23 protein-coding genes and 2 tRNA genes are annotated in these 25,338 nt (G+C 41.9%); 4 read left to right on the top strand and 21 right to left on the bottom strand.

Annotated features, from left to right (window positions below):
* Positions 1–176: 176 nt before the first annotated feature.
* The 5 genes from MSMAS_RS16860 to MSMAS_RS16840 all read right to left on the bottom strand — a co-directional run bounded on the left by MSMAS_RS16860 (position 177) and on the right by MSMAS_RS16840 (position 4,598).
* Positions 177–1,358, bottom strand: a complete 1,182-nt coding sequence (locus MSMAS_RS16860) for a M24 family metallopeptidase (RefSeq protein ID WP_011033446.1) — start codon at positions 1,356–1,358, stop codon at positions 177–179.
* 237 nt (positions 1,359–1,595) lie between these two features.
* Positions 1,596–2,225, bottom strand: coding sequence for a hypothetical protein (locus MSMAS_RS16855; protein WP_011033447.1), 630 nt, complete (start codon positions 2,223–2,225; stop codon positions 1,596–1,598).
* A 444-nt stretch (positions 2,226–2,669) separates the two neighbouring features.
* Positions 2,670–2,742: transfer RNA gene (locus MSMAS_RS16850), tRNA-Asp, on the bottom strand.
* Between the two features lie 111 nt (positions 2,743–2,853).
* A tRNA-Tyr gene (locus MSMAS_RS16845) sits at positions 2,854–2,967 on the bottom strand.
* Between the two features lie 434 nt (positions 2,968–3,401).
* Positions 3,402–4,598: a methionine adenosyltransferase gene (locus tag MSMAS_RS16840; RefSeq protein WP_011033448.1), complete on the bottom strand. Its 1,197-nt coding sequence runs from the start codon at positions 4,596–4,598 to the stop codon at positions 3,402–3,404.
* Positions 4,599–5,109: 511 nt separating this feature from the next.
* Here MSMAS_RS16840 and hisG point away from each other — a divergent pair.
* The 3 genes from hisG (at position 5,110) to hisB (ending at position 7,409) form a co-directional block, all read left to right on the top strand.
* A complete protein-coding gene (gene hisG, locus MSMAS_RS16835; RefSeq protein ID WP_015411866.1) occupies positions 5,110–5,979 on the top strand; it encodes an ATP phosphoribosyltransferase in 870 nt (289 codons plus the stop codon).
* Positions 5,980–6,065: 86 nt separating this feature from the next.
* The gene (gene hisA / locus MSMAS_RS16830) at positions 6,066–6,806 is read left to right on the top strand and encodes a 1-(5-phosphoribosyl)-5-[(5-phosphoribosylamino)methylideneamino]imidazole-4-carboxamide isomerase (protein ID WP_015411867.1); all 741 of its coding nucleotides are present in this window, start codon (positions 6,066–6,068) and stop codon (positions 6,804–6,806) included.
* Positions 6,807–6,833: 27 nt separating this feature from the next.
* Positions 6,834–7,409, top strand: a complete 576-nt coding sequence (hisB, locus tag MSMAS_RS16825; protein WP_048046846.1) for an imidazoleglycerol-phosphate dehydratase HisB — start codon at positions 6,834–6,836, stop codon at positions 7,407–7,409.
* Between the two features lie 63 nt (positions 7,410–7,472).
* Here hisB and fdhD read toward each other — a convergent pair whose 3' ends face one another.
* The 5 genes from fdhD to MSMAS_RS16800 all read right to left on the bottom strand — a co-directional run bounded on the left by fdhD (position 7,473) and on the right by MSMAS_RS16800 (position 12,470).
* A complete protein-coding gene (gene fdhD / locus MSMAS_RS16820; RefSeq protein ID WP_230633310.1) occupies positions 7,473–8,261 on the bottom strand; it encodes a formate dehydrogenase accessory sulfurtransferase FdhD in 789 nt (262 codons plus the stop codon).
* Positions 8,262–8,279: 18 nt separating this feature from the next.
* Positions 8,280–9,713: a DUF7289 family protein gene (locus MSMAS_RS16815; RefSeq protein ID WP_230633308.1), complete on the bottom strand. Its 1,434-nt coding sequence runs from the start codon at positions 9,711–9,713 to the stop codon at positions 8,280–8,282.
* A 36-nt stretch (positions 9,714–9,749) separates the two neighbouring features.
* On the bottom strand, positions 9,750–10,676 hold the full coding sequence (locus MSMAS_RS16810; protein WP_230633306.1) for a DUF7289 family protein: 927 nt from the start codon (positions 10,674–10,676) through the stop codon (positions 9,750–9,752).
* Positions 10,677–10,715: 39 nt separating this feature from the next.
* Entirely contained in the window at positions 10,716–11,705 is a 990-nt protein-coding gene (locus MSMAS_RS16805) for a type IV pilin N-terminal domain-containing protein (RefSeq protein WP_230633304.1), read from the bottom strand.
* A 276-nt stretch (positions 11,706–11,981) separates the two neighbouring features.
* A complete protein-coding gene (locus MSMAS_RS16800; protein WP_052733648.1) occupies positions 11,982–12,470 on the bottom strand; it encodes a type IV pilin N-terminal domain-containing protein in 489 nt (162 codons plus the stop codon).
* A gap of 287 nt (positions 12,471–12,757) precedes the next feature.
* On the opposite strand from MSMAS_RS16800, the gene MSMAS_RS16795 reads away from it, so the two are divergent.
* Positions 12,758–13,222 carry a type IV pilin gene (locus MSMAS_RS16795; protein WP_048036968.1) on the top strand — a complete coding sequence of 155 codons (465 nt, stop codon included), beginning with the start codon at positions 12,758–12,760 and terminating at the stop codon, positions 13,220–13,222.
* 941 nt (positions 13,223–14,163) lie between these two features.
* Here MSMAS_RS16795 and MSMAS_RS16790 read toward each other — a convergent pair.
* The 11 genes from MSMAS_RS16790 to larE all read right to left on the bottom strand — a co-directional run bounded on the left by MSMAS_RS16790 (position 14,164) and on the right by larE (position 25,085).
* The gene (locus tag MSMAS_RS16790; RefSeq protein ID WP_015411875.1) at positions 14,164–15,102 is read right to left on the bottom strand and encodes a DUF7289 family protein; all 939 of its coding nucleotides are present in this window, start codon (positions 15,100–15,102) and stop codon (positions 14,164–14,166) included.
* 108 nt (positions 15,103–15,210) lie between these two features.
* Positions 15,211–15,672 (bottom strand): type IV pilin N-terminal domain-containing protein, encoded by a 462-nt coding sequence (locus MSMAS_RS16785; RefSeq protein ID WP_015411876.1) that lies wholly within the window; start codon positions 15,670–15,672, stop codon positions 15,211–15,213.
* A 109-nt stretch (positions 15,673–15,781) separates the two neighbouring features.
* On the bottom strand, positions 15,782–16,840 hold the full coding sequence (locus MSMAS_RS17945; protein WP_052716893.1) for a type IV pilin N-terminal domain-containing protein: 1,059 nt from the start codon (positions 16,838–16,840) through the stop codon (positions 15,782–15,784).
* A 9-nt stretch (positions 16,841–16,849) separates the two neighbouring features.
* Positions 16,850–18,838, bottom strand: coding sequence for a type II secretion system F family protein (locus MSMAS_RS16775; RefSeq protein ID WP_048046842.1), 1,989 nt, complete (start codon positions 18,836–18,838; stop codon positions 16,850–16,852).
* 10 nt (positions 18,839–18,848) lie between these two features.
* Positions 18,849–20,525, bottom strand: coding sequence for a type II/IV secretion system ATPase subunit (locus tag MSMAS_RS16770; RefSeq protein ID WP_048046840.1), 1,677 nt, complete (start codon positions 20,523–20,525; stop codon positions 18,849–18,851).
* Positions 20,526–20,958: 433 nt separating this feature from the next.
* Positions 20,959–22,140, bottom strand: coding sequence for a cysteine desulfurase (locus MSMAS_RS16765; RefSeq protein ID WP_011033463.1), 1,182 nt, complete (start codon positions 22,138–22,140; stop codon positions 20,959–20,961).
* A gap of 42 nt (positions 22,141–22,182) precedes the next feature.
* A complete protein-coding gene (locus MSMAS_RS19110) occupies positions 22,183–22,341 on the bottom strand; it encodes a hypothetical protein (RefSeq protein WP_015411881.1) in 159 nt (52 codons plus the stop codon).
* Positions 22,338–22,565: a hypothetical protein gene (locus tag MSMAS_RS16760; RefSeq protein WP_015411882.1), complete on the bottom strand. Its 228-nt coding sequence runs from the start codon at positions 22,563–22,565 to the stop codon at positions 22,338–22,340. Before MSMAS_RS16760 ends, MSMAS_RS19110 begins: the two co-directional genes overlap by 4 nt.
* 199 nt (positions 22,566–22,764) lie before the next feature.
* Positions 22,765–23,313 carry a DUF531 domain-containing protein gene (locus MSMAS_RS16755; RefSeq protein ID WP_080503107.1) on the bottom strand — a complete coding sequence of 183 codons (549 nt, stop codon included), beginning with the start codon at positions 23,311–23,313 and terminating at the stop codon, positions 22,765–22,767.
* A 445-nt stretch (positions 23,314–23,758) separates the two neighbouring features.
* Entirely contained in the window at positions 23,759–24,229 is a 471-nt protein-coding gene (locus MSMAS_RS16750; RefSeq protein ID WP_011033465.1) for a GNAT family N-acetyltransferase, read from the bottom strand.
* A gap of 28 nt (positions 24,230–24,257) precedes the next feature.
* A complete protein-coding gene (gene larE / locus MSMAS_RS16745) occupies positions 24,258–25,085 on the bottom strand; it encodes an ATP-dependent sacrificial sulfur transferase LarE (protein WP_011033466.1) in 828 nt (275 codons plus the stop codon).
* Positions 25,086–25,338 lie beyond the last annotated feature (253 nt).

The following is a 25,338-nucleotide window of genomic DNA, read 5'->3' as shown; positions in this document are numbered from 1 at the left end:
TTTTCTGTTTATAAACAATATTATAGTTGTTTTTATTGCTTTATTAGGCCAGCAAGTCCGTTAATGAGTTTATATCTGTAAATTCTGGGTTTACTTTCTTTTTTGCTTTTTTAGTGCTTATTTTACGTAGCCAGGAGAATTTCAGGTTAATTTCCGGTTACAATTTATTCTTTTATTTATAAATAAGATTTTAATACAAATTTCTTTTCCAGCCGCGTAAGGTTCTTGCACCCTTCTTCAGTAACCAGTACCATATCTTCGAGCCGGATTCCTCCGATCTCCGGGTAATAGAGGCCCGGTTCGATAGTTATTACGTTGCCTGCCTCAAGGATAAAGCTGCTTTCTCCAACACCGGGCAATTCATGGATATCAAGCCCTACTCCATGCCCTGTGGAGTGTGTGAAGCCTGCTTTTGATCCGCTTCTGTAAGTGTGATAGCCTCTTGCTTCAAACAGGTCACAGACTGCAGTGTGTATTTCGGCTGCCTGAACTCCAGCTTTAACCATGGATAATGCTTTTTTCTGGGCTTCAAACACAGTCTCATACATTTCTTTCAGCTTTTCAGAAGCTTCGCCCCGTAGCACCGTGCGCGTCATGTCTGCAAAATAGCGCTTCTTCTTGCTTCTCGGAAAAATATCAAGAATAATCGGTGCATTTGCCCTGAGAGGTCCATCTGTAGTACCGTGGGGATTTGCGGTGTCCTCCCCGCAGGAGACTATAGTTTCTTCTGCTTCACACCCGAAATCAAGCAGTGTATGGTCAATGACTGAATTCACTTTAGCCCCGGTAAGTATTTCCCCTTCAACATAAAGTATGCCTTCTTTTTCTTCTGCTCCCTCTATCAGGGCAATGGCTGCCTCCATAGCCTTTTCTCCTGCCATCTGGGAGTATCTTATGGCTTCAAGCTCTTCCTGCCTCTTCACGCTCCTCATTTTTCTGAAAGGGCTTTTTATGGGCATAATGGTAAAACCCGCTTCTGTAAGATAGCTTGAATAAAAGACCGGAAAATCATAGGGGACTGCAATTCTTTTTACTTCTTCTCCTAGAAGCAGCTCTGAGATGCAGGCTGCATAAGCAATAGATGCATCCTTTTTCTCTTTGATTTTCTCGCGGTAGCCAAATTCCTGGGTTGTTTTTATATTTGAAATCCTTGATTCAATTTCAGCTCTCCCGCGCTCCATTTCCGAAATAAAAAGGATCTCTTTCCCGGCTCCTGTTTGCAGATACATAAACTCATCCGATGCCAGGAAACGGGTTACATAGTAAATGTCGGCGTTATGGATATCCCCTGTCATCAGGTAAGCATCTGCTTTTGCTTCTTCAAGGGATTTTTTTATGCTGAAGTCTGTAACTTTCATGCTGGGTAATTCTGATGTTTGTAGATAAAGTTGTTATCGTCAGCCGGCAGGCATATGTATGGATCTGCGTGTAAACTCAAATCCGGCTGGTAACAAATCTAATACTTAGTAACAAAGCCGATACTCAACAACAAATCTAATACTTATCAAGTCCTGATCTAACCTGAATGTTTTCCTCTCCCAGTATCGTTCTGGCTGTTTTTCAGGTTTCTTTTCGGGGTTTCTTTTATCTTACTGCTATCCGGTTTCCTTTTCTTTCTCCTTATTCATTTCATACTCCAGGAAAAAGAGCTCCTCAAGCATAGAGAAATAGCGGTCAAGGGAAGCTGTCATTTCGTCCGAAAACCTGAGGATGCATATGTATTTTCGTCTACCTCGCTCTCTTACCCATATCTTATCTTCTAGGTTTTCATCTTTTATCCCGGCGAAGATCTCTGCTACGCAGCCCAGAATCATCCTGATGCTTGATGTGAGATCCTTCCGGATTTTTTCTTTTTTGAACTCAATATAGTCGAGGGAAATGTCCGTACAAAGCTGTTCGCTTCTGTGTATCCAGTAATCATCGCGGTTGAGTTGCTCTTCAATAATATCCTGTACTCGGGAGGGCAAGCCCTCAGAGCTCGCCAGTTCACTCCTTTTGCCTTTGCAAATTTCATCATTCGTAGGGCAAGCTCCCTTTTTCAGCTGAGATATGTTTGGGCTCATTTCTCTCTGAATCCATTCCAGTGAGAAATTTTTAGTAGCCTCGATAAAAGTAAGGGCTTCCTTTTCCATTTTTTCTCTGGTAGTTTTTATCTCTTTACAGAGGGTGCTGACTCTGTCGGCTCCTTCCCCCGAGCGGTCCGAAGTAAAGGGTTCAATCCCCATTTTATTATCTCCTGTTCAGTTTTATTCCTCTATTCTTCTTTTTTAACATATTTTCTCTGGAAACTTGTTTTTTATTGGAGCTTTCAGAACTTCAGTTTGCCTCATTGCTGAGCTCTTGAGAATAGAAGGTTTTAGAAAACCAGGGAAATAAAACGAGGGGATAACAAAGAATTAAAAACTCAAATACAGGATCCATAGAAAGTACAGAAACCTGGGAAATAGAGGACTGGAAAATAGAGGACTGGAAAACAAAGGAACTATAGAAGAATCGGGGCTTCCCCAACAAGTTAGGGATTTCGGGATAAGGGGCTGACTTAGCATAGAGTAAACTCGAGTATAAGACTCTACTAAAAACCTGAATAGAAAACTTCTTTATTATAAAAACAATCTCGGGGCCCTAAAATTAAAAAATATTATAAAGTTTCCCAATTGAAAAAAAAGAAGCGCCCGGACCGGGATTCGAACCCGGGTCGGAGCCTCGACAGGGCTCCATGATAGGCCTCTACACTATCCGGACACTTCGGTCTTTTTAGATGCTGTTTTGCCCGCGTTGCGAGCAAACCTTAAATGTCTTTCCGATATATAAATGTTCCCGTTGACTGATTTCGATTCTGGTGAATGTTTCAGGTCCCGCCTCCCAGACTCGAACCGGGGACATCGCGGTGCCTGCGCAGAGATGTACGGGAGGTTGCCCGCACGAGCCGAACTACAGCCGCGCACTCTACCACTGAGTTAAGGCGGGACAATGATACTGAGCCAGTGCTTCATGTTGCTGCACTGCTTCAGTGCACCATCTCCATATATGGTGATGGTATTTATGTTTTTCGCTGGATTGTGTAAAATTCTTTACATTATTAATATATTCTATGCACGTTAAAAATAATTTTGTGCATTCTGGAGAATCTCTCAGGGATAAAAACTAAGAGTATAGAGATAATTACAGATGAAAATGAATGAATTAAAAGCCGAATGAATTAAAAACCCCTCCCAGGAGATAACTCTGCTTAAACTGAGTTTTAAGACCACAGAATCTTAAAGGACTGCTCGAAGACAGGTATAGAAAAAAAGGTTTGAAAAGAACCCGAAGGTCCTTCTCAAGATTTCTTATTTCAGATTCTGTTTGTTTTCAGATTCTGTTTGTTTTCAGATTCTGTTTGTTTTCAGATTCTGGTTTTATTAGAAGGTGTTCAGTTCTCCCCTGATAACCATTTCCGTAATCTTTGTCACATTGGAGAGCCAGTCATCAATTACCACTTCAGCTTCCGATTTTACGTTTGCAAAGGAAGTGCCTTCTTTTGGAATGATCTGAGCGCTTGCCACAAGAGGCTGGTCAATAGGCTTTCCTATCTGGGAGAGCAGTCTTATATAAACGTCCTGAACGTCCGGAACCTGTTTTACAATATCCCGGGCCATCTGTGTCGAGAGGAGGTTATAGATTTTTCCGATATGGTTGATCGGGTTCTTTCCGCTGGTCGCCTCCATACTCATGGGCCTGTTAGGTGTGATCAATCCATTGCAGCGGTTTCCACGCCCTACGGAACCGTCGTCTCCCATTTCGGCTGAGGTTCCGGTAACCGTAAGGAAGACGCAGCTTGCTTTCAGGTTATCTGCTGTGTTGACAAAAACATTCACGTTCCTTTCGGTATAGCGAGCTGCAAGCTCTTCCGTATAGGTCTTCATTTCCTGTGTCATGTTTATGTAACTGTCCAGGTCGTCAACGTATCTCCCTATCATGCCGCTGCATATGGTGAGGGAGATGTCGTCTCCGTCCCTCAGTCCCATGATCTTCATGTCTTCTCCTATTGCAGGCATGCGGGACTTCAGGTCAGTAAGGAGCTGCCTCTCTGTGTTATATACAATATTTTCAAGCTCAGAAAATGGGGCATGTCCAACTCCGAAAGAGGTGTCATTTGCCATCGGAACCCTATCTCTCTTAAAAACGTCTCTGAGGTCTGAAGATCCTGTCCCGAGTTTGCAGTCTATGATCACGTCTCTTTCGAGGTCCATATTCACCATGGTATTTCTCAGGTAGTTCCGGGCAGCTTTGAGGGCTACGGACTCTGTGGCAAGCTCTGCACCTTCGAATTCTTTTGTGGCTCTGCCTACCAGGAGCATGTATATGGGCTGCAACACTTCTCCTCCCCCGAATTTCGGGCTGGATCTTCCGGCTACTATCTGGGTTTCATCAGTGTTGTGGTGGAGTACGGCTCCACATTTGGTTATGTATTCCCTGCATAGCGCTCGGCTTACGGCTTCGGCAAGTCCGTCCGATATGCTGTCAGGGTGCCCTATCCCTTTGCGTTCTACAAGCTCTATCTGTTGCTTCTCAATAGGGGTTTGCAAGAGCTCTTCCACTTTTATATTTCGGGCCATTTGGATCCTCTTTTTTCAAAATTATAGGTATTTTTATTTCTAGGTGTTGATATTACCGCTTTATTAATCTTTACTCTGTCGCCGTAATCAATCTACTTTCTTAGCATTAATTATAAATTAATTACTTATGTTATAACAACATTGATAATATTATTTATATGACACGATAGTCTGTTTCTATTAAATTACTAGGGCTATATAATGTTTATTCCGTATTCATTACCGAGGGTAATATTTTTTCTTTGAGTAAGCAAGCTTTATATTTCATTATCATAAGTGGGTCCAATCTTTTTTCCAGGGAGTTTTCAAACTCTCCGGAAATTCTCCATACAATTGACAGTGTTCTTCTTCATGGGCAGTGTTTCTCCATATTTAAAGGTAAGCGGGAAGGAATTTTCATGAAAACCACCGTGAAGTCTATATTATACAAGGGTGTTCTGGATAAACGTTTTATACGGATGAGCTTACCGGGAAATTTCCCGTCAGATCACATATTTAGAGGACAGCGCAGATGATTCGCATTGCAATACCCAATAAAGGGCGCCTTTATGAACCCACAATCTCTATTTTTAAAGATGCAGGGCTCCCTATCAGCGGAGGAGCCGAAAGCAGAAAACTTTTTGCAAAAACTACAGACCCGGATATCCATATCCTCTTTGCCAGGGCTGCTGACATTCCTGAATATGTACAGGACGGAGCTGCAGACGTTGGTATTACGGGCATGGACCTGATTACCGAAAGAGGGGCAAATGTTGAGGCTCTTCTGGACCTTAAATTCGGGAGGGCGAATCTTGTGCTGGCTGTCCCGGAAGACTCGGACTTTGAAAAAGCACAGGACCTTGAAGGTAAAAAAGTGGCAACCGAGTTTCCTGAAATTACGAGGCGATACTTTGAAAAACTCGGAGTTAACGTAAATGTTATAAAAGTAAGCGGCGCATGTGAAATGACCCCTCACGTGGGGATTGCAGATGCCATTGTTGATATCTCAAGTTCGGGGACAACTTTGCTTATCAACCACCTGAAGGCTATTGATATGGCTTTCTCTTCCACTGTCTATCTTATTGCTAACAAAGAGAGCCTCAGGACAAAAGAAAAAATCCTTGACATAAAAACAGCATTCGAAAGCGTGCTCAATGCAAAGAAAAAACGTTATCTTATGATGAACGTGCCTGAATCTTCCCTCCAAGCCGTAAAAGAGGTTCTTCCGGGAATGTCCGGCCCGACAGTGATGAAAGTTGAGTCCAGCAAGTTTTCTGAAGAATCAATACTTGCCGTTCATGCGGTTGTGGACGCGGACCTGATCTTTACTATCGTAAACAGGCTGAAGAAAGTGGGCGCAAGAGACGTCCTTGTGGTCCCCATAGAAAGGATCATGCCCTGAAAGAAAAAATCTGAATAGCATACATAAAATACATAAATCACTGAAGTAAAAAAACATTCCTGTAAAATATGGAGATGTAGCTTTTTATGGTCTTTGAAGTAATACCTGCGGTGGACATGAGAGGAGGGAAGTGTGTACAGCTGGTACAGGGAGTGCCTGGCAGCGAGATCGTGTCCATTGATGACCCACTCGCAGTCGCCCTTGACTGGGTGAGTAAAGGAGCAAAAACCCTTCACCTTGTGGATCTTGACGGAGCAATAGAAGGGGAAAGAAAAAATTCCCCAATTATTGAAAAGATCGTCAACACATGCAGGGAAAAAGGCGTGAGTATCCAGGTAGGAGGGGGCATACGGAGCTTTGAAGATGCAGCCTCGCTTCTCGAGATCGGTGTCTCAAGGGTAATTCTCGGAACAGCCGCCCTCCAGAACCCTGAACTTGTAAAGCAGCTTTCCAGTTCTTTTGGAAGTTCACATATAAACGTTGCCCTGGATGCAAAGAATGGGAAAATCTCAATTAAAGGCTGGACCGAAGAATGCGCTCAAACTCCTGTTGAAATGGGCAGGAAATTTGAAGAGCTTGGAGCCGGTAGCCTTCTTTTCACCAACATTGACACCGAAGGCTTGATGCAGGGAGTAAACCCTGTTCCTACAAAAGAGCTTGTAGAATCCGTAAGCATTCCTGTAATCGCATCCGGTGGGGTAAGCACCCTGGAAGATATAAAAACCCTGAAAAAGACCGGAGCTGCGGGTGTTGTTGTAGGCAGTGCCCTTTATATGGGCAGGTTTACTCTGGAAGAAGCAATTAACGCTGCCCTTGGAGATATTTAATTATTTTAAAGAAAAGTGTGATGCTGTATGAGAATTAGCAAAATTTCCCGTAAGACGAAGGAAACCGACATTCAGCTCGAGATTAACCTTGACGGTAAAGGCACTGCAGATGTCAGTACAGGGATCGGGTTTTTTGACCACATGCTTTCTTCTTTCGCAAGGCACGCCGAATTTGACCTTAAAGTGCGTGCCGAAGGTGACATTTATGTGGACGAGCACCACCTCATTGAGGATACAGGAATAGTCCTCGGAAAAGCTCTTGCCGAAGCCCTTGGAGATATGGCAGGAATCGCCCGTTTCGGGGAAGCCAGAATCCCTATGGACGAGGCTCTTGCTGAAGTTGCCCTGGATGTAGGAGGCCGCAGCTATCTTGTCATGAAAGCTGACTTTATCGCTCCCCAGGTAGGGCAGTTCAGTACCCAGCTGGTAAAGCACTTCTTTGAGACTGTCGCCTCAAATGCAAAGATTACCATACACGCCAGCGTTTACGGGGACAATGACCACCACAAAATAGAGGCTCTCTTCAAGGCTTTTGCTTATGCGATGAAAAGGGCTGTAAAAATTGAGGGCAAAGAAGTAAAGAGCACGAAAGGCACCCTCTAATTATTTTTAAATTCAGGTGTTTATAAATTCCGGTTTTCTTTCCCATTAGCTGGAACTGCACGCTTAAATCCTGACTCGCCACTCATTCGTAAAGATGAGCATTGACTCTTTCCTTAGCTGCCCTACAAGGCACAAGTTAGCTTTTTTTGCGGCTTCGACGCCGGAATCGAATGGCATGGCTTTTGTGGCGACAAGTGGAATTCCTGCACGGGCTGCTTTTGTGACCATGTAAGCGGGCTGCCTGCCTGTGGAAAGCATATAGTGTTGAGAGAGGTCGATCATCCTCAGAAATGCAGCCCCTACCACCTTATCTACGGCATTGTGCCTGCCTACGTCAACGATCTGAACTGCAAGCTTTCCTTTTTTATCTATAAGGGCGGCGAGATGGGTGCCTCTGGTAAGTTTGTATGTATCGGACTCAAGATAAGCTGTGCCTGCAAAAATGGATTCAGGGTCAAAAACGGCGTCTGAATTCACAAAAATTTGTTTTTCGGGTTCTCTTTCGGCTGGTTGGGGTGATTCATCCTGTATGAGGTGTTTTCCCTTTAGAGTCAGTATATAAACTTCATTGCCTTCCACCTCAACCCCTGCAATCTCTTTGAAACTGAGAATCCCTTCTGTAATCAGATGACCTACTGCAAGTTCTTTCAGTTCTAGCGGGGAGGCAAAAAGAGTCGTAAATGGTTTGCCGTCAAGAAAAAGTTTAACAGGACATTCCCTTGCAAGCAGCACTTCAGTATCTTCAGCCCTGCCGTCGGAATGGATTCTTCTGGCAGGGTATGGGGTCGTGTATTTTTCAGGCATATGGATCTGGTTTTCTCGCTTTTTCTTTATAGCGAGTATGGTGTCCATATGCCTTTTTCTTTTCCGTTAGTTAAGGCGTACTGCAAGGTAGTCGATATGGAAGTTCTTTCCATTTTTTTCATCTATTTTTAAATAAAATGTAAGATCCGAAGGATCAATTATATTTATCGGAGTTGTCTCGCTATACAAATACCAATCTTTGCCATTATTATTACCAACAAGGACAGCATGTTCAGGGTTATTTTCTGCAATATTCCTAGTTACCGATGTGGAACTATAATCGAGTTTATAAATCATCCGAATAGTTGCCGAGTTGGGTTTGGAATTGAAGTCAGTGAATGAATTAAACCGGAAAGTATTTTCGAAAGATGTCTCCATCGAGTAATTAAATTCGTTAGTCGGATAATTGTTATCATAATTTTCAAGCTTTACATTTACTCCTGAACTTGCAGGAAAAACGAATCCCGGTTTATAATCTCTTAGCGGGAGAATCGCTGTTCCATTATCTGATAATTCAAATGTATACCACGTACCTACTTTCATCACGGATTCATCCTCATCTTCGTCGGGCTCAGAAACGCCGGTTTCTCCAATGCCCATGCTGCTTCCGGTTCCAAGTTCTGCACCGATTATAGTCTTATTGACATAGATGCTGTAGTTATTACCTGTGGGAAGGATAGAGAGACAAACGCAGCCTAAGTCAGGGTAGGTAATCTTGTAATCAGTGTTGTATAAGAGTCCTGCTTCTTTTGCTGTGTCGTTAAGGTAAGTTGCCCAGGCATCCGTATAATGGGTGCAAATGCTCAGGTTAAAAGAGTTTATGCTCTCGTTCAGATAGTCGGTACTACTGTTGAGAATAGGATTTGTAGAACATCCGGTAAGGCGCAGGGCAGCGAGGTTGCTGGAGGATACGGATGTAGTTTCTCCTGTAAGGTTAATGGCATTAATGGTAATTGCGTAATTTTCATTGCCGATTTTCTGTATATCGAAGGAAGGTTTTCGTTTCATCTGAGAACTTTCTCCCTGGGCCATGATGAGGGCTCCGTTCTCATACCTGAAAACCTGATCAGGGTATTGTCTGTTTTCTGAATAATAGGTGACACCCCCGCAGTCAATTTTATGAGAAAAAGAATGATTGGCAAGAGTTATATTCATTGTATACTCTTCGTTGTTCACCGAAAGCTTACTGTTAGATTTGGAAGGCTCGAATACCGGGACATCTCCTCCTCCCATGCTGAAAGGAACAGTTGCTGAAAGACCATATCCCGAATAATTGCTATTAGAATCCATGAACCGGGTGAATAAGTCTATCCTGGTTTTCACGTCCTCCATATTGCCCCATGCATCATAACTATAGTCTCTTTCCGCATCAATTTTCCATTCAGGAGCGTGGTTTAGTTTGACCACGGAGATTATAGTAAATGCAAGCCCCAAAAGCAACACCGCCGCAATTGCAATTGCAGCTGCGGATTCGGATTTTAATAGGCTTTTTCGAGACATTTCGTTTCCCTTCGTTCCCTGGTTCATGTTCTCAGCTTAGATCCCTATTCCAGGTTCTACCTTTACTATTGTCTTACTAACATAGAGCCTGTTCAAACCCTTTCCACCTGGTCCGGAGGGGAAGGTTAAACTCACGCTGTTTTCGTTTTGTGTAAGTGTTGTAGAATCAGTTATCCCTGCTTCTTTTGTTGTTTCCTGAAGATACAGGTACCAGGCATCGGGATGGTCAGTATTAACCGTTAAGGTGAACGAACTTATATTATTGTCATTATAGAGAGGCTCATACTCTTTGCCTGAGAGTCGGAGAGAGCATCCTGTGTTAGAAGATATGACATCGGCAGGAGCATACGGGTTTTTATCGATCTCTACAATGTGTATCGAAACATTGTATTCATTTGCCGGTGTTCTGGAGAAACGGATCGAAGGGTAAAGCATCATAGAAGATCTTTCTCCCTGGGAAAGGATCAGGGCTCCTCCTTCGTATATGAAATCCTGATTCACATAATACCTGTTTTGTGATGTGTAGCTCACAGAGCCGCATGCAACTGGGTCTATCAAGTTCCCATTGGAACCTTGACTTATGGTTATATTACAGTCGTTTTTATTTACCGAAAGAGTTCCACTTGATTTTATGGTTCCAATAAGCGGGACGTCCCCTCCCCCCATATGAAATGGTACGCTCATAGTAATTTCAGTATTTTGAGAATCCGGATCTGATGCCAGGGCTATGGTTATTAAGTCTATTTTTGATTTGAGGTCTGCCATGTCCTTCCAGACATCATTCATATGAGAATATTCCGCATCATTTTTCCATTCTGGGATATAACCAATCCTGACCACCGAAAATATGCTAACAATGATCGCTAGCAGCAAAACTGCCCCTACAACCGTTGATGATGCAGATTCCGAACGGAAAAAAAAGGGCTTGCTTTTCTGTGAATTTTTTGAAATCTTCTCTGTCATACTCTTCAAACCCCTGATCTGGATGCCCTTCTTCATATGTTAGTACTCCACGTGGACACCTACAAAATCAATCCTGAAATATTTTTCACTTTGATCGGCCGCATGCCCGTCAGCTGATATCCTGACTTCGAGATTTCTTAGTTCTGTAGTGTTTTTTACATATCTTGTTATGTTGAGTTGTGTTACCACATAGTTATCTGAGCCTTTAAAGGAAATAGGATCAAATGAGATCCATTGAGATCCATTGTAGATTTCTGGTATCGTTCTCTTAGCACTGTTGTCATGTCGTGTAGAGATGATTCTCAGAGTAACGTTGGTAAACAATGTGTCTTCTGGAATCCCCAGCTCCCCTATATCTATGCCAAAAGTAAAATTTTCAGATACATCTTCATATTTTGGTATAAAACTGCTTGTGGATCCATCGTCGTCTTTATCGACTAACTCCGTATCCAGCCATGTTTCCGTGTAATTATCATATGCTGTCCCGGCAGGAAATGTATGAGGAGTTATCCAGTAAGGCAAATCCCTGACATCTTTCCATAGTTTAGTTTTTTGAATCACCTGGTCGGATGCTGTGTGCACAAAATAGAGATCAACTGCATTTCCGCTTGTAATATTGATTTTACTTGTGGGATCAATTACGATGCGGTTTCCTAAAGTAAAAACGCCGTCAGAAGGTAGCTGATTGCCTTTGGGATCAAAAATTTTAACAGCAGATTCAGACATGTTGAACTCTGCCCGCTTCTCTTCAGTGTTGAGTATTATCATGATATCTTTAAGGTCAATTTCTTCCCCCCCGTTATGGAAGATTTCCACGGTATCTTCTGAAGTGTTAATGTTTTCGCGCAGGTTGGTATGCGGGGTATGCGGTGGGTCCATCGAATCCCCTTCTGAAAATATTGTAAGAGCGACTGAAGAAAAAGCTAGCACGACAATAGATATCATGAGCACTGTCCCCATTACCTCTGAGACTGCCTGACAGTCCTGGAGAGGTACCCCATATTTTTTATCCTCCACGATAAAAATCACCTTCTATAAAAGCATATAAACTTAATAAATTATTAAATATGGTATATGATCCAACTATTTGAATTATTTCTTAGAATTCTGGACTTCTTTAGTAGTTTACCCAAAATTCATTCGCTGATACTCTTAAATCATTGTGGAATCGTTGTGGAGAACCTGTATTAATATATTAACAAATCTTTGATTCTAATTCTAAGCATGTTTGATTTCACTCTCAAAATTTTACTCTCAAATTACTTTTAAAAATAGGTGAAATTTTTGATTATCCTCCGGATCTCTTCAGAGCATTGCTTTTTTAATCACCTGGCTAGATGCCGTATGAATGAAGTAAAGAGTAGCGTTTCCACCTGTGACATTAACATTACCTGGATTAATTACAATGCAGTCTCCGAGCATAAAAACTCCATCAGAATAAGTCTCGTTGCCTGCAGGATCAAAAACTGTAACATTTTTTGTATCAGATATATCGAACTCTTTATGCTGCCCATCAGCGCTGAGTATTATCCTAATATCCTTGAGGTCAATAGCCTCTCCTCCGCTGTGGAATACCTGTACCGTATTGTCTTTGAAATTCACGCTTTCCTGCAGGTCGGTACGCGGAACATGAGGAGGATTCACTGCTCCTCCAACCGAAAACACTGTAATAGCAATTGAAGAAAACGCCAGAACAACTACAGCTACCATAAGCACCTGCCCTATTACCTCTGAGACTGCCCTGCAGTCCTGGAAAAGTGCCCCATATTTTTTACCCTCCACGATAACAGTCACCTTCTATATATCCTCTGTCTAAATTTCTATAATGTTATTAAATGAATATTAACCGGACTGTTGAAAATAAATTCAGTATGTCTTCTAAATTATCAGGAAAACTCTTATAAAAAATAAACAACATAGTTACCAAATAATATTCTAAAGTCCAGCAAAAATTTATATACGAACGAAGAATATCTTTGAGTGCAGTTATAAAAAGTAGTAATTGTAAATTTGTAACACTAAATGTTAAAAGTCAGACAGGCTGTCCTGTCTTGGAGTGTTTAACTCAGGAGGGAGAACATATGGATCTCAAAAAATTATTTAGCAATAATAAAGCAGTGTCCCCGGTTATCGGTGTCGTGCTGATGGTTGCAATAACCGTCATCCTCGCCGCTGCAATCGGCTCTTCCGTCTTTGGTCAGGGACCTGCAAAATCTGCACCGCAGGCGAACATCAATGCAAAGTTTATTGACGGGGATACCTTAGTAATTGAACATCTTGGTGGAGACACCATTGTTTGGGAGAATACGCAAATTCGCCTTACCCGTGAAGATGGTATCCTTACTGATCTAAACGGGCCAGCTATGTCTACTCCAAGCTCTTCTGATATAGTTACTGTCCCAACAGACCCAGCACAATTTTCCGTTGGAGATCTAGAAACATTCATTGTTTCTACAGACAAGTTACCTGCCGGCAAAGTTTATAATGTGAAAATTACCGACAAACTCTCTAACCAGCTGATTTGCGACAAAACACTGAGAACTTAAATATCTACTCTCAAAAACGCTCGCACCTTTCGAGGTGCTTTTTCTCTTTCTTTTTCTAATTGACAAAGATTCGATTCTTACTAACTGTTTTTTCATCTCTTCTTTTAAACTCTACATTTTTATAAAGCTTGTTTTTATATGTGATGTGTTAATGAGTTTACTAGTATCGCTTTTTTAATTTAAGCTCTCCAAAACATCTACTTCTTACTGAAAATCAATTTTATATGACGTTTATTTAAATCCATTTCATGTACATACTAAAATTAGAATGACTCAATTGCAAATACTTTAGGTAATTTATATTTTGACTTAAATGTTACCCACTCACTTAAAATAATGGGCAACTTGATTCAAATTCAAAATATAACAATTATTAAAGTTTAATATTATGTTCGAATGTATTTTTAGCTTGTTTGAGAGTTTGCTTCAAAATAATTTTTTTCAACGAATTATCTATAAATAAAACTTCCTTCATTATTTAGATAAAATGTCTAAATATTTATATAAATCACTGAGGGGAATGAGATAACCTTTATTCAGGCGAGCAAAATCTTACTTTTAGGGGGATTTACTCTGAATATTTGAAAAATTCATAAAAGATTCCGGTGGCGTCCATCTGTACTAGGTGAGGTTCTTATTACAGGGATTGTTATTATTAAATTTGGCTCATTGTTCATAATATAAAACATGAGGTAATTCTCTTGTTCTGTTCTCTTTTTTCATTATGAAGCTGAAGAAGCTTTTCCTGTAAATTGAATAAGAAAGATCCTGAAAAGCTTACATGACTCTTTCATTTATGGAGTTTCTGTTTTTCTGCTGAAAACGAAATAGTAAAAAAAGATGCAGGAAAGCTTCCAGAATTTATTTTTCCGAGGCCTTCCCTGTTTTTCTTGCGGCTGCATATGTTAAAGAATTGGTAAGGAAAGGGAATGAAATAGATTTTATTGGATCTCTGTTTTCATTTTTATTATCGCATTGTATGCTTTAAAATTGATGGTTTTGTTTTCCGGGAAAAGGGAAAATTTCACGGAATAATCTTCTTTAGTTATGTTATAATCCGTTCCTTCTTGAAGGTGAGTCTCGTTGGCTGAATCTTCAAAATATTTTCCCCAGGCTTCTGTATTTTCCGTGTAGATGGTAAGGTCTACGGAGGTAACATTAGCTTTTGTAGTTGCGTTTTCACTGGTATATTCCTGGTCAGAGTCATATATGTTTATGAAGTCTTGGGACGTTAGCCTGATATTCTCTATACTGTTACTGGCCATCACACCTCTTGTTCCTTCAAGGGTAGCTATCCTCGCTGAGAGATTTACGGAAGCTATTCCTGCACCATCTTCTAGCACGATTCCTGGAAAAAGTTTCATTACAGACCTGCCGTTCTGGGTGACAATAAGTGCCCCATTTTCATAGCAATAAGTTTCTTCCACGGAATGGATGTTAGCAGGGCGGTATGAAACCGAGCCGATATCAGATAGAGTTAGATTGCTGTCATATCCGCCCATATCGTCGTTTACTTCTATCAATATTCCTGAGATGTCGTTGTTTACAGTAAGGGTTCCGCCTGTTTTCATCCCTCCTATGAAAGGCAGGTCTGCCCCTCCCATCTGGATCGGACTGTTCAGGGTTATCCTGGAATTCGGGTTCATTTCTAAGCCTGCTGCCAGAATGTCAACATTAGACTTGAATCTGGACATGTCCTGCCAGACATCGGACATATGGGAGTATTCCGCATCTTCTTTCCAGACAGGCACGTACTGGACCTGGATTGTTGTCATAGAAACGACTAAAATCCCTAGAAGCAGAGCCGCAGCAACAGCGGCTGCTATCCCTGATTCGGATCTATAAAAAGAAGAGATTGATTCAAAGAGTCTATTTTTCATCTATTTCCCTTTCCTGCTTTGGTTTTTAACTTACATGCAACACCATAAAACTAACATTAGGGTCGACAATGCTCGCACCAGCTGTTCCTGAGCTGCCAGCTTCAAATCTCAATTTTCCCCGGTGGAGAGCCGAAGTTTCTGGAACACCTTCTTTGAACGCTTATCGATAAGGTACATGTCTACCTCGTCTTCCTCTTCTATTTGGAGATTCCATTCGCTTGAGGTGTTGATCTCTATTCTGTCTCCCAGCTCCCAGCTGTTTTTATTCCCCAGGTTCTCGGAAATGTTAGAAGAGGAATAAGTATATCGGATTCCGTTGACATTTACCACAATTTCAATATCTCCTGTGTCGATAAACTCTCCTCCACTATTCTCCAGATGGATCGTGTCCGTCTCAACATCTATCCATTCATTCACCTGAGTGTGTGGGTTGTCATCCGGTCCGCCATATGAAAAAATGGACACGGCTATTGAACCGATTAAGATAACCGCTACTGTTGTCATGAGTATCTCCCCCAGGACATCCGAAACAGCACTGGAGTTTTCGATAATTTTTTTTACTTCTGGCAAGCCAATTCCCCTATCCCCGATTTTTTAATTTTTTTAATTTTAATAAGTCTCATTTTACAACGTCTGGATTAAATCCGGTCGCGAAATTTTATCATGAATTTTACTCACTCTATATGTTATCTTCTTCTATCGACAACCCTATGTAATCGACATTTATCTCTTTCTCTGAGCTTTCAGCTGCTGTTGTTGAGGCTTTAATCCTTACTTTAAAATTAGCTAGGTCTTTAGGGGTATTGATGCGATCTGTAAGGTTGAGATACTCGTATTCGAAGTCAGAATTATGTGCTGGAAAAGTCTCATTGTAGTATTCCCATTTTCCTTGTCCATATTCATCGATGTAATAGTATTCAAATTTGATATCACAATCATCTTTTTTATTATTTGCAGGTGTGCTATCATGTGTATAATAATAGATAATAAGAGTCACGTTACTAAAGGTGTCCCCGGGTCTTATTCCGTAGGCAGCGGGCTTAACTCCAAAATTGAATTCTTGATATATGCTGGTGTTAATCATACCTGTCGGAGGATAATAAGTGGTACAGTTTTTGTTTTCGTTGGTGGCTATTTTATATTCATTTGTAGTACTATCTATAGCACTAACTTGCCAATTTTCTCCATATCCTTTTTTGGCCGCGTTTTTTCCTGAAGTGGATGTGTCAGTTATATCTCCCATCGGAGTGAAACATAAACTTAAATCGGGATTCTTTTGAAGCGCACTCGTAAGTGTACTTTTCTGGATCAACTCGTTTGAGGGAGTATCAACCAGAAACAACTCCACTTTGTCGTCATTCCCGAGGTCAACCCCCCATGCATCCATTGAATTGATTTCAATAGTATCCCCAATTTTCCAGACGCTGCTATTTTCCAGGCTTTCGCAGATTTGTGATGATGTGTACTCATGCCTCATGCCGTTAATATTTGCTATGATCTTAAAATTTTCAGTGCTTACGGGTTCTCCTCCATTGTGTTTCAAGTAGATTGTATTATTAGATATGTCCAGGATTTCCTGGACGTTTGTATGAGGGACATCATCTGGTCCTTCCATCGAGAAAACAGCCACTCCAAGGGCGCTGAGCATGATAACCACTATTCCTGTAAGGAGTACAGTGCCCATTACTTCTGAAACTGCAGCCTCTTTTTTTAGTCCTTTTCCTGGAGTCTTTAGCATAAAAACACCTTAGACGAACATTGTAAAGATTACATAGGTGATCAGCATCATGCTGACGCTGTACTTCAGTCCCATGTAAACCGAACCCTGCCCCATTTTTCCTGCAATAAGTCCGGAAGTAAAAGCCTGGACAAGGGCTGAGTGATACATGAGCATCGTGTACTCCTGTATGTTGAAGTAGCCGTTTCCGACTCCTCCGTATCCCATCCCCTGAGAAGATCCTTTAAATGAGGCGCTTTCTGGGAAGAAATACATAGCCAAAACGTAGACTATGAAAAGGAAAACAAAGAAAGAAACGTAGATGGTGACAACATAGACGATCATCTCGGAAGAGCGTTCCTTTTTCAACCGCTCCTCACTCTTGACCTGTTCTGCGGTAATGGATAACACACTTTTAAGGTCGCTTGTGGATTCGTTCGCTTTAATAACGGTATGCAGAATCCGGCTTGATGTGGCGGTTCTGATATTATTCTCCAGTTTCATCAGGGCTCTTGAAGTAGAAGTCCCCCAGGAAAGGTCCTCCTTTAATTTTTTGAGTTCTTTACTGAGAATCCCCATCTTGGATTCTGCCATTATTTTTAAGGAATTGGACAGGAGGAGCCCTGAATCATTCATGCTTGACAGGTTTCTCAGCATTTCAGGCATCCTCTCGTCGATCTTCCTCATTCTCCACGCCCTGATTTCATAAAATATGATGAAGGGAATGAGTGCGATGGCAATGAAAATGACAATGTAGTCGTCAATTGAGCTTATAAACTGGACGCTGCTATCGCTTATATGGGCAAAGTTCGGATTCCAGTAGAAGTTTAAATTGATACTTTTTTTAAGAGCTTCCGGAAGGTTGGCGAGATAGTAAAGTCCTAGAGGGATTCCGAAAAAGAAAGTATACCTTGGTTCATCGCGGATAGTCCTGTACGGGTTAACAACAAGGTCCCTGATGTTGTAAACCTGCCTGTAGAGCTTCAACTTTTTGTCTCTTTTTTCTTCCTCTTCTGCACTGATTTCTGATTTAAGTTCAGGTATATCGGAAAGGTTAATGGGATAATCAGGGACTTCTCCCTTTTTCGGGCTCATGGAGAGTTCTCCAACCGTATCAAGGAGAACTGTGAAAAGCAGGGTTGCAAGAGGAATTATAATATAAATCAGCATGTAAAGTATCTGGGCTGAAGCAGGCCTGAAAAATTGCAGCACTATGAGAGTTGTCATTATGAATAACGGACCTGCCACAAGCACGGTAACATAGACCTCTGCAAGGACGTCAAGCGTCTTTAAGAGGTTCCTGTTTGCCATCTCAGCCATATCCTGGTACTGCTCGGACTTATTCTTTATATATCCGGTTATGGTTCCGCTGCTTGAAACCAGGATCAACCCGTCAACAAAGTCCTTGAAACGCTCCGAAGGGGTACGTTCCTTTGCTTCTTTAAGGGCAGTTATAAAGTCCTTTCCCAGGTAGTCCATATCCCTCACAATATAGGAGATTTCCTCCGCGCTTGTGCCGAATATGTGGGTGTACCTGCTTAAAGACCTGAAAACATCATAGATTGACATGCCTCCCTTTGTCAGGGCGTACATGTAAGTTACAGCCGGAAGCATAGACTTATCAATGCAGGCTTTCCGGATATCTGCCTGAAAATAAGGATAGATATATGCAACGCCAAAAATTATAAGGGAACTTATAATGAATGACAGGATGGCAACTAAAAGCGCAAGCAAATAAAGGTATTCTTCTGCAAATCCTGCCCTTGTTGAATCCACAAAAAGGCTGAGTCTGGACACAGGGTCTCCAAAGGTTTTCAGCCCGAGCCATAATCCAAAAAGTCCTCCTATTACGCCTGCAAATATGGAATACATTAAAACTGATGCAAGGTACTGGTCCACTGACTTTGGAATATGGGAGTGGCGCATCTTTACTTTGAGCTCCTGGAAGCTTTCCTTATTTTTATAAAAGAAATTTCCAAAAGCTCTGTATGCCATTTCGTCCACAGAAGTGTAAGTCATGTTCCCCCTCTCAAGCGACCATATCCTGTATCATTCCCTGCAGGGTGTTGTTTTCTATGGCTTCCATGACCATTTTCGGATAACTCTGATACGCCTGCACTACAAGGGATACCTGGATGTAGCTCCTCATATTCTTCTCATAAAGGTAAGTAAGGATCTTTCTCCTGTTTTCCATCTCACCCCTCAACTGGCCCGAATCCCATCCTCTGACATGCATTATCTCCTGCATGATGTGGGAGTCTCCAACTTTCAGGAAGCCGTCTTCAGAAGGATCCCAGTTGAAAATCTCGTTTATGCCAAGGTCTCCTGTCTCAGGGTCAACGTTAAGTACTTCAACAAGGCTCCTTGTCCTCCTGACTCTTTTCTCATCTATGTACACCTGTTCCTGGATACAGAGAACGTCAAGAGATTGCAGCATAATATGAGGCACGTTTATGGGTTCGTGTGTGAGCCTGTTTATAACGGTCTGCACATCTCCTGCGTGCATTGTCGAGCTTGTAGCATGTCCTGTTGACATTGCCTGGAAAAGGGTACGGGCTTCTTCACCTCTCACTTCCCCCACAATTATGAAATCTGGACGCTGTCTCAGGGCGGCTCTCAGAAGGTCGTACATGGAAACTTCCCCGGTAGAATCTGCTGAAAAACTCTCTCTCGCAATGCCCGATACCCAGTTGTTGTGGTAGAGCAGGAGTTCCCTTGTGTCTTCTATTGAGACTATTTTGGCTGTTGAAGGCATGAAAAGGGATGTCGCGTTAAGCATCGAGGTTTTTCCTGAAGCCGTCCCACCAGCAAAAAGCATGTTGTAGCCGTTTTCAATAACAAGCCAGAGATATACAAGCATCTCCATATCACACGTCTTAAAGCCGAGAAGGTCGATAGGCGTGATCGGATCTTTTCTGAACTTACGGATAGTAAAAGAACTGCCGCGCGGAGTAATTTCTCTCCCCAGCATAGCCTGAAGCCTTGACCCGTCCTGAATTGTTGCATCCACTATCGGCTGGCTGACAGAGATGTGCTTATTATTAAGCTGGCACATCTTGATTACAAGCGAGTCAAGCTCTTCTTCTCCAAAAGAAATATTACTTTCAATATTCAGATATCTGATATGATAAATATATAGAGGAACTCCTACACCGTCACACGATATATCTTCAATATAAGGGTCATAAAGAAGAGGATTGATTTTTTCATAACCGAGAAGGTTTCTTTTGAGATAATAAATTATTTTGTGAATTGTTGCGGCCGAAATCTCAGCCTTGTAGCGTTCAAGAAGTAAAAGTGTCTTATCTACAAGTAGTGCGTCTTTTTCTATCTTTGAGGTTGTGGGATTCAAAATCAGAATGTCCTGAAAATCTTCGTAGAGCCTCTCTAGCAGCTCTTTTTCGAACTTCGTCAGGGAGGGTTCTATCAGCCTGTAGTACCTTGTCCTGCGGTCTTCCAGGATCGATACCAGAGCATAGGGTTCCTGGAGCCAGTACCTCTCAATTTCCTTCAAGCCTTCAGGAACTTCAAAATTTATAAGAGGTCCGTCTTTTTCCTGGTCGTACGCAGGCATGCTTCTTAAAGGCTTATCAAAATAAGTTTTAGCCCTGTTCAATATATCCGAGATGGAGTTACTATCGCCTTTTTTCCCGAATAACCCCGAAATAAAACTTCTCTTTTCCGAGATTTCTGTTACTTCATCCATACTCTCGCCTTCAGATTTCTTCTTACGCTATATAGATGGCAACTTCTTATAAAATCTTTCGATCTTGGCAACTAAATGTATTAATTATTATCTTCTGTAGGTCATGTAATAAAGCTAATTTCTCCTCTATTTTTCAATAAATACATGAAATTAGCTTTACCTTTTAAAATTTAGTAGGAAAGTCTAAATAAAATTAATTTATATTGTAATTCCTGAGTTAAGCTAAGAGTGATATTCCTGTAGAAGTAAATCCAAAAAAGAGTTTTTTTAAAGTAAATTATTTTTTACGTTTAATTTTTCAAATTTAAAAATATGTGGGGCTATTCTTCCCTGCCTGTATTAAAATTAATCTGTAAAAATATAAAGTGTGTGCCAGAAAAAATCTCCAGGCTGCAATATAATTTTTCTTCTGCCCGGGTAGAGATTCAGGTTTTCAGGATACGAGAGCCTTGAGAGCATCCACAGCCTTTACAAGAATATCTACCTCTTCTTTTGTGTTATAAAGTGCAAAAGAAGCCCTTACCGTACTTTCCACTTCGAGGAAACGGGTAACAGGGATTGCACAATGGTGTCCGCTACGGACGCAAATTTTTCTTGTCTGGTCAAGAATCAGGGCGACATCATGGGCATGAAGCCCGGTAACATTAAAAGGAACAATCCCTGCCCTGTTTTCAGGCCCGTAAACCTCTACGTGATCAAGTTCCGAGAGCCTTTTCGCAGCCTGCCGGGAAAGCTCAGCTTCATGCTTTTCAATTTCGGAAATTCCGATTTTTTTTACATACTCTACTGCCTTTCCAAGCCCTATAACCCCCGGGATATTCGGGGTGCCGGCTTCAAAACATGTCGGGGAGGGCTCAAGAGTGTACTCATGCCCTCTGACATCCGAAACCGTTCCTCCTCCCAGAGAGGCGCTTTCCATCACTTCAGGATCTTTAATGTAAAGTACGCCAGTCCCCTGGGGTCCTAGAAGCCCTTTATGCCCTGCGGTTGCAAAAAAGTCACATCCAAGTGTTTTAATGTTCACCGGTACATGCCCTGCGGACTGAGCCCCGTCAACGAGGATTTTTACTCCGTTTTTGCGGGCAAGTTTCGTGATCCTGCTGACGTTCTGGACGGACCCGAAAACGTTTGAGATATGCGTGACGGCAATCAGTTTCGTCCTGTCAGTAAGGGCATTTTCTATCATGCGGGGATCAATTATGCCTTCACGGTCCGGTTTTATCACTGTCACATCAATTCCTTTTTTTTGCAGGCGCAGCCAGGGAAGAAGGTTTGAATGATGCTCGAGCATGGTTGTAACTATATGGTCTCCTGCCTCCCAGGGATAGCTATTTGCAATAAGGTTTATCCCTTCGGTCGTGTTTTTCGTAAATACGGTCTTTGAAGGGTCTGCATTAAGAAAATGGGCAACAGTTTCCCTTGCGTCTTCGTACCGGTTTGTGGTCTCTCTGGCAAGGCGGTGCGCTCCTCTCCCGTGGTTGCCGGCATACCTGTAGAAATATTCAACCATGGCTTCGACTGCAGGGACCGGAGTCTGCGTGGTCGCCGTACTGTCAAGGTACACAACTTCTTTTAAAACAGGAAAATCTTCACGGACCGCATCTACATCGTACATGCTTCTTTTCTAGGAACGAGAAATAAAAAAAGGTTGTGCAGGTTATTTACCCTGCATCCCGCCTATCATATAGCGGTAAAGGTCTAATTCATCTGTATCAAGGCTGTCTGTGCAGCCCTTTACAACTGTGTGATACCTGTCTTGACGGCATCCATATCTACATTCTTTTCTTTTTACTTCTTCACGATTTAGCTCACTCATAGTTTTCCTCCTGTCTCTTCAATATTTGCGCTCGGCATGGGGTCCGAATTTCGCTCCTTCCGGACATAATTTCCCCTTCCGGATACAATTCCTGCGGTCGGGAGAGGTTCTTGCCTTTTATCGAAAGCATAAACCGTACTGCAGGTCAGAAGTTCAAATACTTCCTCAGAATCCCTCGGGCAGAATTCCCGGTCTGTCTGGATGACCTCTGAAAAGCAGGTCAATTTCAGTCCTTCAGGCCGCAAACCCCATAACAGCGCTACAGGCGTTGTTCTTACCCACAACAATTATTAATTGTCGCTCGTGATATATATCCATTCCGGAATATTTTTTGATTTATTCTTAAATTTTTTGCATTATAGCATAATTTTAAACAAATAAGTCTACATTGCCTTCTTGCCTGTCCCGGAGCTTTGCTTAAATTCACTTTTTGCATCGCAGGTTTTCCATCAGCCCGGCGAGATGGGCGGGTACAGCCCCTATTGCAGTGCATGTCTCGAGGGAAAGGCCTTTAGAGGTGATATCGAGGTGGTATTTCCCTCTTTCAAAAAGTTCTTTTGGAAGCCCTTTATGCCCGAGGCCCACAAGAAATAAGAAAGAACGGTTGTGCAAAGCTTCTTCAGCGATTTTTACGGGCATTACTTTCCTTTTTGGGTCCGGTTTTGAAGTGGTAATAACTGTTTCTCCAAACTGGGACGGGAAACCTTTTTTTGGGAGATCGGACACTGAAAGATGATTTTTTTCATAAAGGATTTTCAGATAACTTCCAGATTCGCCTATTGTGGTTTTTTCCATTACAAACGCAACCAGCTCTTCTGCGGTCATTTTGAACGGGAAGTCGTAAAGAGCAAGGTGGAACCCAAAAGCGTGGCAGATCGGGGCGGCTCTGGCAATTGCCCTGTAGTGGGCATCCAGAACTTTGATCTTGTCATAGGTGTTAACGATTCCGAGAGTGAGCATAAGCTGCTTCATATGCTTTTCTCTAAAATAATGTTTCGTTAACCCTATCAGGTCTGTCCCTTTATAGGAAGAAGCGTAAAACCCCTGAGTCTTTAGCTCAGGGGATATGAGCGTCAACCTAAACTGTTAACCGTTATTGATTCTGTCAATTGTTAAATATTTTCAAAATCTTTTGTAATATTAGATTTTGCTGTCACCAAAACCTCACAGTTCATAAGAATGTTGCCGATTCTCAAAGCGAAAACCAAGCGAGGTAACGTTTGAACATCGGGGAGTTGGATAACAGGGCAAGAATCATCCTGAAGGGATCGGGATTAAGCCGTGGAAAGACGGTAGCTATATGCATCTCAAGTATATCACGCTCATATCTATTTCACCTGTGGAACGCGGGGTAGAGCCTGCACGACTTGTCAACATTGGTTGGAAGGATGACTCAGGAAGCCACTAAGTCTTTAGCTTAGTGGTAGTTCACGGATCTGGAATATTTCATGGCATGCTGGGTACATCCCTCAAAATGTTCACAATTTTTACACTCAGCCCAGAGGTGTAATTTATCGGTATCAGGTAATCTTATGAAACCAAGTTTTTCAAAAAAGCCCGGAGAACCTGTCCTGACGTATAATTCACATACCGGGTTATCCGAGTTATCTGGATCTTTCAGGGTATTTATAATGTAGTCTATAAGCCTTTTCCCGATACCTTTTCCTCTAAAGTTTGGGTGTACGGCTATGGAATGAATTTCTAAAAAATTCCTGTCTCCATACGTGCCTCTTACGGGTGCAGCACATCCAGTTATTTTTCCTCCCATTTCCGCCAGTATAAAGTCTTCAGGACCAAGATTTTCCATGTCCAGAAAATAAGTTGATAGAAGCCTCTGGATTGATAGCAGGTCTTTTTTTTCGGCTTTTCTGATTTGAATTTCTGTCATATCCTTTTAACTGCCGGTGTTTTTACGGTTATTTTTCTTCGGATTTTTTCTGCAAATACGGTTCATCCATGCTTCCTGAACGGAAGCCCTCAAGGTCAAGGGTTACATAGTCAAAACCAAGTGTTTTAAGATGCCTTGATATTTTTTCTCTCTTGCGGAACGCTTCTTCAATTTCTTTTTGAGTAAGCTCTATTCTGGCAAGGTTTGAGTGCAGCCTGATCCTGAACTGAGTAAAACCCAGATCTAACAGATAATCTTCGGCTTTTTCTATTTTCTCAAGAGCTTCGGGAGTAATGGGCTGTCCGTAAGCGATGCGTGTGGCAAGACAGGCTGCTGACGGTCTGCCGGCTGCAGAAAGTGAGAGGTTCGCAGCAATTTCCCTTATCTCTTCTTTTGTAACGTTAAACTCTACAAACGGGGAATAAATCTTTTCTCCGGCTTCCTGAATCGCCCTGTATCCGGGGCGGTTTTCCCCTTTTATTTCTGAAGCATTTGTTCCTTCAAGCACGGCATTATATCCTGTTTTTTCCGCGAATTCGAGAAGGGTTTCAAGAAGTGCTTTTTTGCAGAAATAGCACCTGTTAATCGTATTTGCAGTAAAATAGGGCACACTGTTCAGGGAAAAAGGGAGGATTTTATGCTGAATCCCTATTTCACAGGCAGCCTGGGAAGCTGTTTCAAGCTGGTGTCTGGGAAAAAGTGGAGAATCTATTGTAACGGCAAGTGCTCTGTCCCCAAGCTCTTCAAATGCAAGAGCCGCAAGAGTTGTACTGTCCACTCCCCCGGAGAATGCGATTACTGCACTTTCCCTGGCTTTAATAGCTTCTCTTATCTTTTCTATCCTGGCGATATCCATTAATAACGAGTTTCAGCTAATAAGATATATGTATTTTCCAGCCTTATAGTCAGGTGCTCCGCGGCATTCTGAGTAAAAGAATATGGGTGAATTTAATCGAGGGGTTTTCCGGCTGTAACCTGAAATGATTTATTCCGAAAGTTGCTCTCTTCAGTTTATAGGTAAATTGACCTTCTGTACCGAAACTTTGTTTTTCTATCAGGGCTCTGGTTATAATAATAAATCTAATTAGAACCTAATTTCCTTATAATAG

Source organism: Methanosarcina mazei S-6 (assembly GCF_000970205.1).
In the GTDB taxonomy this organism is placed as follows: Archaea; Halobacteriota; Methanosarcinia; order Methanosarcinales; family Methanosarcinaceae; genus Methanosarcina; species Methanosarcina mazei.
This window is presented reverse-complemented; position numbering and strand designations above follow the sequence as displayed.

What these genes read in the sequence shown, in the direction of transcription:
- hisA (WP_015411867.1), top strand. Translation starts at nt 6,066, where the DNA reads ATGGTCTTTGAAGTAATACCTGCGGTGGACATGAGAGGAGGGAAGTGT.
- MSMAS_RS16810 (WP_230633306.1), bottom strand. Translation starts at nt 10,676, where the DNA reads ATGACAGAGAAGATTTCAAAAAATTCACAGAAAAGCAAGCCCTTTTTT.
- MSMAS_RS16840 (WP_011033448.1), bottom strand. Translation starts at nt 4,598, where the DNA reads ATGGCCCGAAATATAAAAGTGGAAGAGCTCTTGCAAACCCCTATTGAG.
- MSMAS_RS16855 (WP_011033447.1), bottom strand. Translation starts at nt 2,225, where the DNA reads ATGGGGATTGAACCCTTTACTTCGGACCGCTCGGGGGAAGGAGCCGAC.
- MSMAS_RS16765 (WP_011033463.1), bottom strand. Translation starts at nt 22,140, where the DNA reads ATGTACGATGTAGATGCGGTCCGTGAAGATTTTCCTGTTTTAAAAGAA.
- larE (WP_011033466.1), bottom strand. Translation starts at nt 25,085, where the DNA reads ATGGATATCGCCAGGATAGAAAAGATAAGAGAAGCTATTAAAGCCAGG.
- MSMAS_RS16755 (WP_080503107.1), bottom strand. Translation starts at nt 23,313, where the DNA reads ATGAAGCAGCTTATGCTCACTCTCGGAATCGTTAACACCTATGACAAG.
- MSMAS_RS16815 (WP_230633308.1), bottom strand. Translation starts at nt 9,713, where the DNA reads ATGTCTCGAAAAAGCCTATTAAAATCCGAATCCGCAGCTGCAATTGCA.
- MSMAS_RS19110 (WP_015411881.1), bottom strand. Translation starts at nt 22,341, where the DNA reads ATGAGTGAGCTAAATCGTGAAGAAGTAAAAAGAAAAGAATGTAGATAT.
- MSMAS_RS16770 (WP_048046840.1), bottom strand. Translation starts at nt 20,525, where the DNA reads ATGGATGAAGTAACAGAAATCTCGGAAAAGAGAAGTTTTATTTCGGGG.
- hisB (WP_048046846.1), top strand. Translation starts at nt 6,834, where the DNA reads ATGAGAATTAGCAAAATTTCCCGTAAGACGAAGGAAACCGACATTCAG.
- MSMAS_RS16790 (WP_015411875.1), bottom strand. Translation starts at nt 15,102, where the DNA reads ATGAAAAATAGACTCTTTGAATCAATCTCTTCTTTTTATAGATCCGAA.
- MSMAS_RS16795 (WP_048036968.1), top strand. Translation starts at nt 12,758, where the DNA reads ATGGATCTCAAAAAATTATTTAGCAATAATAAAGCAGTGTCCCCGGTT.
- MSMAS_RS16860 (WP_011033446.1), bottom strand. Translation starts at nt 1,358, where the DNA reads ATGAAAGTTACAGACTTCAGCATAAAAAAATCCCTTGAAGAAGCAAAA.
- fdhD (WP_230633310.1), bottom strand. Translation starts at nt 8,261, where the DNA reads ATGGACACCATACTCGCTATAAAGAAAAAGCGAGAAAACCAGATCCAT.
- MSMAS_RS16750 (WP_011033465.1), bottom strand. Translation starts at nt 24,229, where the DNA reads ATGACAGAAATTCAAATCAGAAAAGCCGAAAAAAAAGACCTGCTATCA.
- MSMAS_RS16775 (WP_048046842.1), bottom strand. Translation starts at nt 18,838, where the DNA reads ATGACTTACACTTCTGTGGACGAAATGGCATACAGAGCTTTTGGAAAT.
- MSMAS_RS17945 (WP_052716893.1), bottom strand. Translation starts at nt 16,840, where the DNA reads ATGCTAAAGACTCCAGGAAAAGGACTAAAAAAAGAGGCTGCAGTTTCA.
- hisG (WP_015411866.1), top strand. Translation starts at nt 5,110, where the DNA reads ATGATTCGCATTGCAATACCCAATAAAGGGCGCCTTTATGAACCCACA.